The sequence below is a fragment of the Gemella haemolysans genome (assembly GCF_012273215.1).
GTDB lineage: Bacteria > Bacillota > Bacilli > Staphylococcales > Gemellaceae > Gemella > Gemella haemolysans_A.
This window is the reverse complement of record NZ_CP050965.1, coordinates 455,281-469,545: the sequence shown is the minus strand read 5'-3', so window position 1 is coordinate 469,545 and position 14,265 is coordinate 455,281. Positions and strand designations below refer to the sequence as shown.

11 protein-coding genes and 1 riboswitch are annotated in these 14,265 nt (G+C 29.5%); all 11 genes read right to left on the bottom strand.

Going from position 1 to position 14,265, the window contains the following annotated elements; genetic code table 11:
- Position 1: 1 nt before the first annotated feature.
- The 11 genes from dtd to dltA all read right to left on the bottom strand — a co-directional run bounded on the left by dtd (position 2) and on the right by dltA (position 14,202).
- Entirely contained in the window at positions 2-454 is a 453-nt protein-coding gene (gene dtd, locus FOC48_RS02310) for a D-aminoacyl-tRNA deacylase (protein WP_003146463.1), read from the bottom strand.
- An 8-nt stretch (positions 455-462) separates the two neighbouring features.
- Positions 463-2,640, bottom strand: coding sequence for a RelA/SpoT family protein (locus FOC48_RS02305; RefSeq protein WP_003146465.1), 2,178 nt, complete (start codon positions 2,638-2,640; stop codon positions 463-465).
- 245 nt (positions 2,641-2,885) lie between these two features.
- Positions 2,886-4,382 carry an amino acid permease gene (locus FOC48_RS02300; RefSeq protein ID WP_003146466.1) on the bottom strand — a complete coding sequence of 499 codons (1,497 nt, stop codon included), beginning with the start codon at positions 4,380-4,382 and terminating at the stop codon, positions 2,886-2,888.
- 86 nt (positions 4,383-4,468) lie between these two features.
- A riboswitch (Lysine riboswitch) is annotated at positions 4,469-4,647 on the bottom strand.
- Between the two features lie 211 nt (positions 4,648-4,858).
- On the bottom strand, positions 4,859-6,802 hold the full coding sequence (locus FOC48_RS02295) for a fructose-bisphosphatase class III (protein WP_003146468.1): 1,944 nt from the start codon (positions 6,800-6,802) through the stop codon (positions 4,859-4,861).
- A gap of 175 nt (positions 6,803-6,977) precedes the next feature.
- On the bottom strand, positions 6,978-8,141 hold the full coding sequence (locus FOC48_RS02290; RefSeq protein WP_003146470.1) for an ATP-grasp domain-containing protein: 1,164 nt from the start codon (positions 8,139-8,141) through the stop codon (positions 6,978-6,980).
- 21 nt (positions 8,142-8,162) lie between these two features.
- Positions 8,163-8,903, bottom strand: coding sequence for an esterase family protein (locus FOC48_RS02285; protein ID WP_003146471.1), 741 nt, complete (start codon positions 8,901-8,903; stop codon positions 8,163-8,165).
- Between the two features lie 32 nt (positions 8,904-8,935).
- Complete coding sequence (locus FOC48_RS02280) at positions 8,936-9,766, bottom strand: alpha/beta hydrolase (RefSeq protein ID WP_003146474.1); 831 nt, start codon at positions 9,764-9,766, stop codon at positions 8,936-8,938.
- A gap of 350 nt (positions 9,767-10,116) precedes the next feature.
- The gene (gene dltD, locus FOC48_RS02275; protein WP_003146475.1) at positions 10,117-11,283 is read right to left on the bottom strand and encodes a D-alanyl-lipoteichoic acid biosynthesis protein DltD; all 1,167 of its coding nucleotides are present in this window, start codon (positions 11,281-11,283) and stop codon (positions 10,117-10,119) included.
- Positions 11,284-11,285: 2 nt separating this feature from the next.
- Positions 11,286-11,519, bottom strand: coding sequence for a D-alanine--poly(phosphoribitol) ligase subunit DltC (dltC, locus tag FOC48_RS02270; RefSeq protein ID WP_003146477.1), 234 nt, complete (start codon positions 11,517-11,519; stop codon positions 11,286-11,288).
- Positions 11,520-11,540: 21 nt separating this feature from the next.
- A complete protein-coding gene (gene dltB / locus FOC48_RS02265) occupies positions 11,541-12,698 on the bottom strand; it encodes a D-alanyl-lipoteichoic acid biosynthesis protein DltB (RefSeq protein WP_003146478.1) in 1,158 nt (385 codons plus the stop codon).
- Between the two features lies 1 nt (position 12,699).
- Positions 12,700-14,202 carry a D-alanine--poly(phosphoribitol) ligase subunit DltA gene (gene dltA / locus FOC48_RS02260; protein ID WP_003146480.1) on the bottom strand — a complete coding sequence of 501 codons (1,503 nt, stop codon included), beginning with the start codon at positions 14,200-14,202 and terminating at the stop codon, positions 12,700-12,702.
- Between the last annotated feature and the right edge of the window lie 63 nt (positions 14,203-14,265).

Sequence of the window (14,265 nt, the reverse complement as noted above, 5' to 3'; positions counted from 1 at the left end):
ATTAATTTCCTGCTAATAGTTTTTCGTAAACAATAGTTACTGGACCATCATTAACAATATTCACTTCCATCATTGTTTGAAAAATTCCAGTCTCTACCTTTACACCTTCTTCTCTTAGATATTCATTAAATTTTTCATATAATTCATTAGCTTTTTCTGCACCTGCAGCACTCGTAAAACTAGGTCTATTACCTTTCTTAGTATCGGCATATAAAGTAAATTGTGAAACTGATAATATACTACCACCTACATCTTTTAGACTTAGATTAATTTTATCATTTTCATCTTCAAATAAACGAGCTTGAGCTATTTTCTTAGCTAAATATCTAGCATCTTCTTCTGTTGATTCTTTATGGACTCCAACTAAAAGACAGTATCCTTTATCGATATTTCCCACTATTTTATTATCTACACTTACACTAGCTTTTTTAACCTTTTGCAATACAATTTTCATATTTCCACCTATTTAACTATTCTTTCTACACTATAAACATCTGGAATTTGTCTAAGTTTTTTAATCATGAATTCACATTCACTAACATTTTTCACATATATTCCAATAGTTATTACGCAAGTTTTATCAACTTTAGATTCAGAATTTAATTTTTTTATTTCTACTCTGCTCTCACTTAATGTTAATAGTACATTTTGTAATAATAAATCTCTATCAAAAGCGTGTATTTGCAATGTAACACTATAACGACGAGCATTTAAGCTTTCTACCCATTCAACTTCAAGTAGTCTGGCTTTGTCCTCTTCTGTTAAATTAGGACAGTTATGTCTATGAACAGTAACACCACGTCCTTTAGTAATAAATCCTACAATTTCATCTCCAGGTATAGGCTGACAACATTTTGATAATCTAACAAGAATATTATCAACACCTTTTACATAAACACCTGTTTCAGTCACTATTTTTTTAGTTTCTTCTGCATTGAAAAGTTTCTCAATTTTTTCTTGAGTCATCTTTTCTTTTCTGATTTTCTCTGTCAACCTAGCAAAAATCTTATTAGCTGTTATACCACCATAACCAATAGCAACATACATTTCTTCAAGATTAGCAAATTTATATTTATTAAGTGCAACTGCAATATTTTCTTCCGTTAACACTTCATCAACATCAAAGTTATTTGCTTTAATCTCATCTTTTAATAATATTTCACCTTTAACTAAGTTTTCTTCTCGAGCAGCTTTTTTGAAAAATGCTTTAATTTTTGATTTAGTTTGTGATGATCTCGCAATTTCTAACCAAGAACGTTTTGGCCCTGTAGAGTTTTTACTAGTACGAATATCACAAATTTCACCAGTAGAAAGTACATAATCAAATGGTTCTATTTTATCATTTACTGTTGCCCCTACCATTTTATTACCTACTTCCGAGTGAATCGCATAGGCAAAGTCCACAATACATGATCCTTTTGGTAATTCTATAATATCACTATTTGGTGTGAATACATAGATTTTATCACTTAGTAAATCTACTTTTAATGATTCCATAAAGCTTTCTGCTGTCGCTTCAGTTTCATCATTTTCAGCGATTTTTTGGAACCAATTTAATTTTTCATAGAAGTTATTATTTTTATTTACTTTCTTACCTTCTTTATAAGCCCAGTGAGCGGCAATCCCTTTTTCTGCAATCTCATGCATTTCATAAGTTCTAATTTGAACTTCTAGAGTTTGTCCATCTGGTGCTATCACCGTAGTATGTAATGATTGATACATATTAGGTTTTGGCATAGCAATATAATCTTTTATTCGACCTGGAATAGGAACCCAAAGATTATTCACTAGACCTAAAGTAGCATAACAATCCGCTACACTATCAACTAATACACGAACAGCTAATAGATCATAAATTTGGTCAAAAGTTTTATTTTGTTTAACCATTTTTTTATAAATACTATAAATATGTTTTGGTCTACCAGTAACTTGGGCTTTAATATTGTTTTCCGCTAAAATCGAGGTAATACTTGAACATGCATCTTTTATGCTTTCTTCCCTAGCACTTCTTTTCTGTTTCATCATTCCTACTATTGAGAAATATTGAGATGGATGTAAATACCTAAGTGAAGTATCTTCTAGCTCCCATTTTACCGAACTTATCCCTAGTCTATGAGCTAAAGGTGCATAAATCTCAAGTGTTTCACTAGAGATTTCACGTTGTTTTTCCTCTCTCATATATTTCATAGTTCTCATATTATGTAGCCTATCTGCTAACTTAACGAAAATTACACGCAAGTCCTTTGCTATAGATACAAATAGTTTTCTATGATTTTCTGCTTGTGATTGTTTTTTAGAGCGGAATTTTACTTTATCTAATTTTGTAACACCATCAACTATTACAGCTATATCTTCACCAAATGTTTCTTTAATATCATCAAATGTATACTTAGTATCTTCCACTACATCATGTAAAAATCCTGCACAAATTGTTGCATAATCTAATTTAAGCTCAGTTAAAATTCCTGCAACTTGAACTGGGTGTAATATGTATGGTTCCCCTGATTTTCTAAATTGTCCTTCATGAGCAACTTTTGCAAATTCATAAGCTTTTCTTATTGTTTTTATTTGCTCTTCTGGTAAATATTTACTCGCCATATCTTCTACATTTTCATAACTATATGGATATTCAAGATTCACAGAAATTCCTCCTCTATCAAAATTTAATCTACCCTTTATAATACCACAAATCAAGGAAAATTTCCCGTGATTTAACTAAAAATATTACAATTTTATAGTATTTTCATAATTTATTTAATTAGTTATTAAAAACTATATTAATGATTCAATTGATAGAAATTCTCGACAATAAAATTATAATGTATCTTTTTACTTTATAAACAAAAAAAATTCTAGTTCAACACGAACTAGAACTTTTTTATTTATTATTTAGTATCTACATCTTGTGATAAATCTACTTTATCTAAAGGTATCACTTTTGTTTTATATCTAATTTTGTGATATAGATAGAAGAATAAGAAAATCGGAACTCCCATATATGTTGTTAACATTCCGCTCCAATTTACAACACCTTTAGTAATAAGCTCTGTATCTTGACCGATAATAACAATAATACATAATACTAAAGCGATAATTGGACCCGCTGGGAACCATTTTGCTCTATATTTAAGATCATTTAAATCTTTACCTTGAGCAATATAAGCTCTTCTAAATCTGTAGTGACTTAATGCAATACCTAACCAAGCGATAAATCCAGTTAATCCACTAGCCGCAACGATATAAGTATACGCATTAGCACTTGTAAGTTGGATTAAGAAGATTAAGAATACTACTACAGCTGTTGCGATTAATGAGATAACCGGTGTTCCATATTTTGTAACACGTCCAAAAATTGGATACGCAAGTTTTTCTTTACTCATTGCATAAAGCATTCTTGTTGAGGCATACATACCTGAGTTACCAGCTGATAAAATTGATGTTAAGATTACCGCATTCATAACACTTGCCGCTAGAGCAAATCCTGCATTTTTGAAGACGATTGTAAATGGTGATTTAGCAATTTCTTCTGCACTTGCAGCACCTAATAAATCTGGTGAAGTATAAGGAATTAATAATCCGATAACTAAGATAGCTAGTACGTAGAAAATTAAAATTCTCCAGAATACTTGTTTTACTGCTTTTGGAATACTTTTCTCTGGGTTTTCACTTTCTCCAGCTGTAATACCGATTAACTCAGTACCTTGGAATGAATATCCAGCGATTAAGAATACTCCAAGAGTTGCAAGAATTTGTCCTGATAATGAAGAATCTTCTCCAACGAATGGTGCATCACCAATTGTTAAGTTTTTGAATCCAATGTATTCTCCACCTAAAATCCCGAAGATAGTTAAACATCCAACTACTAGGAAAATGATTACTACTACTACTTTAATAAGTGCAAACCAGTATTCACTTTCACCATAAACTTTAACACTAAGTGAGTTTAAAGCGATAATAATAACTAGGAATAATAAGCTCCAAGCCCAGTGAGGAAGTACTCGCATAGGCTCCCAATAACTAATTGCTAATGCAGATAGCTCTACGTCAGCTGCTACTGTAATTACCCAGTTAAACCAATAGTTCCATCCTAAAGCAAATCCTAATGAAGGATCCACATAACGTGTTGCATATGTACTAAATGACCCTGATGTAGGAAGATATGTTGCCATTTCTCCTAATGATGTCATTAAGAAATACACCATAAGCCCGATACATAGATAAGCTACAATAGCTCCCCCAGGTCCGGCACTTTGAATTGCTTGACCACTTGTCATGAACAACCCACTACCGATACATCCACCGATAGCAATCATACTAATATGACGTGATCGTAAATTTCTTTTTACTTCTGTTGCATTATTGTTATTGCTGTTGTTTGTCATAATAAAAACCTCCTTGATAAAATAAAAAAGCATAACTTCTACCATATTTGCACGGAGTTATACTTCACATTATCTCTCCAAAACAAGATATTAGTAGCGCAACATAGCCTCACGACTATGACAGTCCTATACTTAGTTCAATATAGGCCCAACAATATTAACATAGGATTAATATCATTTCGGCGACGTTTCCTTTCAAGTAATCTCATCAAGCCCTACACTTTCAATTACTCTACTGATAAAAATCGCAACCTCTACCTCACTTATTTTGTGAGGTACATATTCAATTAACTAAAAATTAGTATAATATAATTTGCTTATATTGTCAATAAAAAATTTTATTTTTTTAATATTTCCAATCAAATACATAGTATACCTCACTAAAAATAGGAAAGTCCCAAAATCTTCTATTTAGATATTTTCGATTATTTTTATAAATACAATTAAAAGGAGATTAGAACCTCCTTTTAATTAACTTATCTCTCACAAATCGTACCTTGTCTATACTCCTCTAATAGAATTTTCAATAATTCAATTTGTTTAAGTATCTTAACACCACTATCAGTATCAATCACTTTTTTTCTACATAATTTGTCTACTACTCTCTTAGTTGAAATTATATCTGTCTCATTTTTGATTGATTCTTCTTTACTTTGGAATATATCATGACTCATTATTTGTAAACCATAAGAGTTATAAGTTAAAGTATATCCGCCGTGCCCTGTTGTTTTATGATATGCTCTAGACATTCCTCCATCGATAACTATCGTTCTACCATTAGCTTTTATCGGATTTTCTCCTTTTGTTTCCTTAACTGGAGTGTGTCCATTTATAATGTGACCCTCACTAGTTAAACCAAACTCATTTAATAACTTAATACAAAACTCTTCATTATCTCTAAGTTTGTAATAAGCATTTTTTACTTCCTCATGAGTGGTCTTATCCTCGATAAAATATCTCTCAAAAGTTGTCATATCACATTTACCAAATAACGGAGAAAATTGTCCTTGCCAAAGATAAAAGAACAAGCCATTATCTTCTCTACGATCACAATAAAATATGCTGCGAATTTTCTTATCAAAAAAGTCTAGTAATCTTTTTCCAGAATACTTATATCCTTCAAAAGAAAATTCCTGGAAGTTACCTTTCTCATCTACTGGCATACAACCATGTAACAGCAGGTTTCCATTATAGCAACAATACATACCGCCTTTGTTAATAAATAATTCAACATGTTTTTTCAACTTTTCACTCGTTATAAATGATTCTTTTAATCTATTAATAATCTTCTCTTCTTCTTCTGTTAATTGATAAGGATTTTTTTCATCTACTGTCGGGAAATTACATGAAGTTAATGGATATTCTTTACCGTTAATTTTTACTGTTTGTTTTTTAAAGTTTATCTTATCTAGTAATGCTCGTCTTTGCAATTTAAATTCTGGGTGTTTGTCGATAATTTGTTTTTCTAGTTTAAATTGAATTATCGCCATAGCTTTATGCATTCTTGCTATTTGCATAATCTCATGTTCACTATATTTTAACTCATCATTTTTAGATAGTTTTGGTAAAAACTCTTTACAATTATCATCTTTATAATATGTTTCACTAAAATTTAATAAATTTCTAAGTGGAATTCCGTATCTATCTTCAATAATGTCCAAATTATCATATCTCGCACATATTCTTATAACATTTGCTAATGATATTCTATCTCCAAGATAAGCCCCTATCCATAGCATATCATGATTTCCCCATTGAATATCAAGCGAATGATAATTCAGCAATCTATCCATAATTTTATCTGGAAACGGACCTCTATCATAAATATCACCTACAATATGTAAATGATCTATGATTAACTTATGAATACTTAATGATAATTCAATAATGAATTTATCACCAGCACCTAATTCAATTATATTTTCAAGAATTCTATCATAGTAGTCATTTTTATCACTACTTTGCATTTTGTAAAGTAATTCTTCAATAATATACTTAAAATCTTTCGGCAAGATTTTTCTTACTTTAGATCTTGTGTACTTCCTTGCGGCTACCTGTGTTACTTCTAATAAACGAAGAAGAATAATTTTTTGAAATTCTTTATAATCACATACATCATATTCTTTTCTTAAAAGATTTAATTTTTCTTCTGGATAATAGATTATAGTAGCCAGTAAATTCAAATCTTTTTTAGGTAGTCTGTTTCCAAACACTTCTTTAAGTTTTTCTTTAATAATACCTGAGCCATTTCTCAAAATATGATCAAAGGCCTCGTATTCTCCGTGAATATCACTTAAAAAGTGTTCTGTTCCTTTTGGCAATGTTAATATTGCTTCTAAGTTTATTATCTCCTTTGTAGTTTCATCAATATTTTTAAAATTTTGAGATAATAATTCTAAATGTTCCCTAGATATATTCATGTTGGTCTCCTTTTTTTAACTTTTTTCAGTTAAAGCTTAACATACTTCCAAATATAATTCAAGTATTATTACACGTTATTTCGTAATTTAAAACTTAATAATGTATATTAATAGAATAGTTTTACAAAAAAATAGAAATCAACTTCGAGTTAATTTCTATTTTATATATTTTACTCTATTTTAACTTCCCTACAAATCTTTCCATTTCTTTCATTTCTTCAAGTGTATCAGCTACAAGAACATACATTGTGTTTCCTTGAAGTTCAGCAAAGGCTTCTGGCATTCTTAGAACAGCTTTCAGTTTATCTTGATATTTTTCTCTAATTTCTTCATCAGAGTGTACATAATCTTTATAATCACGACGTGTTGAAGCTAACCCATATTTTTCATCAACATTTAAACCATTAAATGTTCCATTAGCCACCTCAGCATATACTCTGAAATAATCTGTTGAATGTGCAAAGTTATAAACATCTACAGCAAACGCTCCTGCTGGACGGTTATTATACTCTATTGCAATATAATCATCTTTAGTTTTAAAGAATTCAATATGGAAGAAACGTTCTTTCATTCCAAAGGCTTTAACAGAATTTTTACCATACTCTACTAATTTTGGATCTAAATCTTTATCAATGTAATATACCCAATCTAGAGTATTGTTATTCAGTAAATCTAATGGAGTGTGATAGTAAACAATACTTGTATAAAATACGATATTTCCTTTAGCATCTACTAATCCATCAAAAGTTACAATGTCAGAATTATCAACGAAAGGTTCTAAGAAGTAGTGAGTAGTACCATCCCATTCTTTTTTAAAGTTTTCTACATCTTTCTTATCTTTAAGTTTATAAGTTGCAGAAGCACCTACTCCATTATCAGGCTTAGCAATTAATGGAAGTTTCAATTTTTTTACACCTTTTTCGATGTCTCCTTCTTTTTTCACTAAGAAACCTGGTACAACAGGAACTCCAGCTTTTTCAAAGTATTTTTTCATCTCTGATTTGTGTTTTGTTTTCTTAAGATCATGTTCTTTTAAACCAAATACATTAAACTGTGTACGTAAAGCAGCATCAAGTTCCATCCAGTGCTCATTTTGCGATTCTATTCTATCAATATGGCCATGTTTGTGATATAAAAACGCCACTGCACGTTTAACTTCATCAACATCATCTAAGCTATTAACTCTAAAATATTCAGTTAGAGCTTCTTTTAATCTTTGATCAAGTTGATCGTACGGTTCTTCTCCAATTCCTAGTACATTTATTCCTTGATTCTTTAATTCTATAGAAAACTTTTGAAAATTATGTGGGTAATATGGTGATATAACTATGTAATTCATAAATACTTTCTCCTCTTATTATTATAAATTTAATTTATCTAAAAAGTATGGCATTTGGATTCTCCACCAAGGCCAGTCGTGTGCAACATCATCGCCCCAAACATCAAACCATGCTGGAATATTTTTTTCTTCAAATGCTTTTTTCAAACTGTAAAATGATGGTAGACCATCTTGTTCCCACGGCCCTAAACCAGTACAAACAATAATATCTGCATTTCTATAGTGATCTATAAACCATCCATCATTTTGATTCCAAATATTATCACTAGGTGAATTTCTGTAGATTAACTCATCATTACCATATTCACCTACGAAATATCTAGCATCATAAACTCCACTTAGAGCAATGACTTTTCCAAATACATCCGGATGCTGTAAGAAGATATTAAAAGAATGATATCCCCCCATACTACAACCTGTAGCCATCATTTGACCAAACCAACCTGTTTTATGCTTAATAAATGGTATGGCTTCTTCAATTACATACTTTTCATATTGTGTATGTGCTAATGCTCTATCATGACCATTTTTCCAATCACATAGCCATGATTCGCTATCGACACTTGATAATGTGAAAAATTGTACTTTCCCTTCATTGATAAATCTTTCACAAGCATGTATCATACCAAAATCATAATACTCATTGTGTGTTCCCCCAGATGATGGAAAAACAACAATCGGTAATCCTGCATGTCCATATCTATTAAGAACCATTTCTCTTCCTAAATTTCCACTATAATGACTTAGATTCTCTATATTCAAATTAAATAACCTCCATTTTCTATAAAATACTTTTACCAGTTTTCACTAATAAACCTTAAACATTCCGGTAAATATTTAGCCCAACATTCTTCACTATGTTCACCATTAGCTACTACATTTAACTTAAGCTCACTGGTTGATAAACCAGCATCAATTAGTTGTCTATAATAGTCTAAACTTGCATCTATATATAGTTGTTTTAAATTACCATTTGCCAATTGTTTATCTGTATCATCACCTTCATTTGTTCCTACTTCAATATATACTCTCTGATCAGAAACTTTATGTTTTGATATATATCTATCAAATTCAGGTTTATTTAACCAGTTTGCTGATGAAAATACTCCTAGACATCCTACTACATCTTTGTGTTCTAATCCTATATATTGTGAAATATTAGCTCCTAAAGAACTACCAATCATCGCTGTGTATTCACGCTGTGGTTTTGTACGATATGTACTATCAATAAATGGTTTAACAACATTTACAAAAAAGTCTGCATACTCAGATCCTAATCCACCTAATGTTAAACCAAAATTTAATATAGGTAAACTTGAGAATTTCCAAGGTGCATATTCATTCATTCTTCCTTCATTATCATTATCAATACCAACTATTATCATTTTTGGCATATCTGGGTTTCTTTTTATCGCCGGAATTACTTTCCATGAGTGTCCACTAAAAGATTCTCCACTATAAAAAACATTTTGACCGTCATTCATATAAACTACTGGATAATGTTTATGTTCATCTTGAGCATACCCTTTTGGCAAAAGAACTCTAATACGACGATTTTTCCCCGTATAAGGAACTTTTAACTCATGCTCCTTCATCTCTAAATAAAAATACGCATCTCTATTCATTAATTTTTTCCTTTTAAATTATTATTATAGCTATAATTCTACAATATTTCTCATATAAAATCAATCAATTGAGTGTTATTTTCTGTATTTTTTCTGAAAAATTAATTTTAACATATTATTTTCATAATAAATCATAACAGAATATGCATTTTGAATATAAATTTATTATAAATTGCTAAATAAAACAAAAACGGATTGCATAAAACAACCCGTTATTTTCACCTTAAAATTCACTGTATACATATTCTTGAACATTAGAAAAATCAGTGATAAATGAATATATTATTATTCCCATTATTATAATATAAAAGAAAAATATCCATAACATCAATTTTTGGTTTTCATTCATTCTATTTTTTAAGCTTGTAAAGATCTCTTTCAAAATCAATCCATCCTCTCCAACCTAAATGCATTGCATCGTACATATAATATTCCTCATATTCTTTACTAGAATAATCCATTACTTCTATATTATTCTTTTTAGCAATTTCTTTTAAGTTATTATATGCAACCTGTCTTTTTTCACTATCTATTCCTGTATAATCACTCCATTTACCATTAGCAGGAAGTATTGCGAATTTCATATTTAGATTCAAGTCTTTTACTATTGATAAAAGTATATCTAAATCATCATATTCCTTAGACTCATCATATTTTGTATTTTTAGAACTATTTTTCAATTGATCATATTTTGTTTTAATATACTTATCGTAGTATGTATTGTCAATTTGATAATCATTGTTATTAGTTCTTTCTTTGGCTTGTTCAGTTACCTTTTCATCTAACTCTTTCCAGTCATAATCAGGTGTTTTTTCACCACTTAATGGATAATTTTCTCTACCTTTATTTTTAAAAAACTCATACTTATTCTTCAGTTTATAAAAGTAATTATCCAGTTTTAAAAATTCCCCTGTGATAAAATTCCCTTGCTCCTGTACAAAATATTTTTTATAACTTCTATATTTCTTATTAAGAACTTTATTAGTTGATGAAAGTTCAATTACTCTATTGATAAATTTTTCTTTTGTTTCTTTACTAATTTTATCATTAGCCATAGTGTTATAAACATGTTCACTAGAAATTCTTGATAAAAATGCATCTTTTAATATACCATTTTTATTATCGAACCACTGAATTGATTGAATCATGACAATTTCATTATTTCTAACATCATTTCCTATAGCTCCAATCGTTGCCGCATGTATAATGTTTTGAGAATTACCTACCCCAATCTGCATGATATTAAAATCTTCATAGTTAAAGATTTTCTTTGGATGATATTCTTCATTTATTGTTGTAGTTAATTCCGACGAACCTAATAATACTAATGTTTTAGGAGTAATATTCTCAAGGATTATATCCTTACTCTTATATTTCTCAAAAGCCGTACTATATCTGACACTATTATCATTTACTTTATAATAGTCTTCTATCTTTTTTATATACGTCTTATTTAAAATTACAAGTGTAATTAATACCAATACTATTGATATTAAAAATGCTTTTAATCTTATCATCTCTATTTCCTATTTTCTATATATGCAATTACTTTATTTGGTGTATCGATTTCTTCATATGTTACTTCTGTTGGCGCTATACTTAATCCAAATATTTCTTCAATTTTCACTAACATTTCTACGAAAGCTAATGAGTCCATTAGTCCTTCTTCTTTCATATTTATATCTAAATCTTCTCTTACAACTTCATCTTCACAGATTTCTTCTAACATCTCTAATACTTGTTCTTTTATCATGTTTGTTCTCCTAACTCTATATTATTTTTTTAGTACATGGCTTATTAGTTTATATGGTTCTCCTGAAAAGATATATAAACCTATTATTACTAGATTTATCGTTATGAACCAACTAAGTACTTTATACCATGTTTCATTTTTATTCTTCTTATAAAATTTACTTTTCTTCTGATAGTATTCAAATCCCGCCATTAATATTCCGTGATAGAATCCATATACTATATAACTTATAGTTAATCCATGCCAGAATCCCATTAGTACCATGTTTACCATATAGGCATACATCGCTGTATTAAGTCTCTTCTTAAATCTTTTCTTCTTTGTTGCTTCCATAAAGACTCTTGAGAATACAAAATCTCTTAACCATGTTGATAGTGTTATGTGCCATCTATTCCAAAAGTCTTTTATGTCTATACTTAAAAATGGTTTATCGAAGTTCATAGGTGTTTTTATACCTAAGATGTTACTACTTCCTACCGCCATTAAACTGTATCCTGCAAAGTCAAAAAATAGATATAGTGTATATAGATACATGTATTTTATCGAATACATAAAGACTCCGTGATTTGTTAAACCAACTAGATAATGATAACTCAGTGTTGAGAATACTACTTTATATAATAATCCCAATATTAATCTGTATATTCCTTCTCCTGCTAGTTCTAAGTACTCTGCTCTCGGCATCTTTTCTTTTATATCACTCATGAATCTTCTACTTCTATCTATCGGACCTGAGCTTACTGTTAGGAAAAATAGTAAAAATTGTACATATTCTACAGCACTAATTTTTTCTTTTATTAATCCATCTGATATTTCTATCATAATTTGTATCGTTTTAAATGACATATACGATATTCCTATAAAGGCTAATAAATGAAAATGCATTATCGCAAATATTTTATTTATTACTAATGGTAATATTGATAACATCACTAATATTTTTAAGGATTTTTTATTTTCTGTTTTTTGTGCTATTAATACCAATATGTATTCATATAGGATAAAACCTATTAGATAAACTAGCATTACCGTACTTTTTCCATATATAACTACGGCAAAAATTATCGACAACACTAAGATGTAGTACTCAATTTTTTTACCTAAATAGTTTATTATAAATCCTATAATTAGCGCTATAGCTAAGAAAAAGAAGAATTCTATTCCTTCAAAGTAGCTCATTTTATACTAACTCCTTTAACTTCTTCTTATCTATTTTACCATTATTATTTAATGGCATCTCATCTAAAAAGACAATTTTCTTAGGTATCATATATTCCGGTACTAATTTCTTAAGCTCTTGTTTTATCTGTTTTGTTACTTCAAAGCGTTTTTCAATCTCTTGATTGTATATTACAAATGATACTAGTGATTTTACTTTTCCTTCTTCATAACTTGGAACTGTCGCCGCTTGTCGTATTTTTTTATTTTTTAGTAGATTGTTGTCTATATCTTCAAGTTCGATTCTATGCCCGTGAAGTTTCACTTGGAAGTCTATGCGCCCTTCACAAAACAACATGCCATCTTTGAAATATCCTAAGTCTCCAGTAAGATAGCTTCTTTCTTCTTTTCCGTCTATTTCTCCTAAGCCAAATTTTTCATTTGTTATAGCATCATTTTTGAAATAACCTTTTGCAACAGTATTTCCTGTAATTACTATTTCACCTTTACCATCTTCATCAGGATTTTCTAGGTGTACTTTAGTACCCCATTTAACTTCTCCTACTGGCAGGTTCTCATAGTATTTATCGTTTATTTCTTTTGTTATTTCTACCCATGTGACCATTACTGTCGATTCTGTTGGTCCATATGTATTTATTACTTGAGCATCTCCAAAATTTTCATGGATTTTAGCTACAGTAGTACTAAAAAGTTTTTCTCCACAAAATACAAATTGTTTTACTTTTGGCATTAAACTTTGGTTGAAGTTTTTATCTATAAAGCACATTTCTATAAATGACGGTGTTGAAATCCATATTGTAGCATTTGATTTATTTAATTCCTCAAACATTAATTTGAAGTTTTCTTGATGTTTTTTATCTATTTGTACTAAAGATGCCCCTAAGTATATACTTGGCCATAATGACATTACCGATAGATCAAATGAGAATGGTGGATGTCCTAAAAATACTAGTTCTTCTTTTTCATCATAATATCCTGTATACCAATGTAAGAAATTATTCAAGTTGTTATATGTAATACACACACCTTTTGGCTTTCCTGTACTTCCTGATGTGAATATTATGTAAAATAGGTCTTTATCTTTTACATAGTGTTCTTTTGATATTGAACCTTGAGCAGTTGATAGTATTTCTTTAGCAGATTCTACATCTAGCATTTCTCTAGTCAGTTCTATTTTTTCTGTGACAAGTACTAGTTTTGATTCTACTGTTTCTACTATTTCTTCCACTCTGTCTTTAGGTGTGTTTATATCTACTGGACAGAATGCTCTTCCCGATTTTACACACGCTAAAAAGTACACTAACATAAACGGATGTTTATGTCCATAGACTACTATAGGGTTTTTATCTTCCCTTAGTTTTTCTTCTAGATAAAACGCAAGTTTATCCGAATACTCTATTAAATTTTTATATGTTAAATTTTCATTCTGATATATATTATTAATATATACTTCTTTAGAACTATTTCTATACTGTTCTAGTTTTTCAAAAAAAGTTAATTTCATATTTATCTTATCCTTGCCTTTATCGTTATTATTTACTATCTAATACAATCTATTACTTCTACG

What these genes read in the sequence shown, in the direction of transcription:
- dtd (WP_003146463.1), bottom strand. Translation starts at nt 454, where the DNA reads ATGAAAATTGTATTGCAAAAGGTTAAAAAAGCTAGTGTAAGTGTAGAT.
- FOC48_RS02300 (WP_003146466.1), bottom strand. Translation starts at nt 4,382, where the DNA reads ATGACAAACAACAGCAATAACAATAATGCAACAGAAGTAAAAAGAAAT.
- FOC48_RS02295 (WP_003146468.1), bottom strand. Translation starts at nt 6,802, where the DNA reads ATGAATATATCTAGGGAACATTTAGAATTATTATCTCAAAATTTTAAA.
- FOC48_RS02290 (WP_003146470.1), bottom strand. Translation starts at nt 8,141, where the DNA reads ATGAATTACATAGTTATATCACCATATTACCCACATAATTTTCAAAAG.
- FOC48_RS02280 (WP_003146474.1), bottom strand. Translation starts at nt 9,766, where the DNA reads ATGAATAGAGATGCGTATTTTTATTTAGAGATGAAGGAGCATGAGTTA.
- dltD (WP_003146475.1), bottom strand. Translation starts at nt 11,283, where the DNA reads ATGATAAGATTAAAAGCATTTTTAATATCAATAGTATTGGTATTAATT.
- dltC (WP_003146477.1), bottom strand. Translation starts at nt 11,519, where the DNA reads ATGATAAAAGAACAAGTATTAGAGATGTTAGAAGAAATCTGTGAAGAT.
- dltB (WP_003146478.1), bottom strand. Translation starts at nt 12,698, where the DNA reads ATGAGCTACTTTGAAGGAATAGAATTCTTCTTTTTCTTAGCTATAGCG.
- dltA (WP_003146480.1), bottom strand. Translation starts at nt 14,202, where the DNA reads ATGAAATTAACTTTTTTTGAAAAACTAGAACAGTATAGAAATAGTTCT.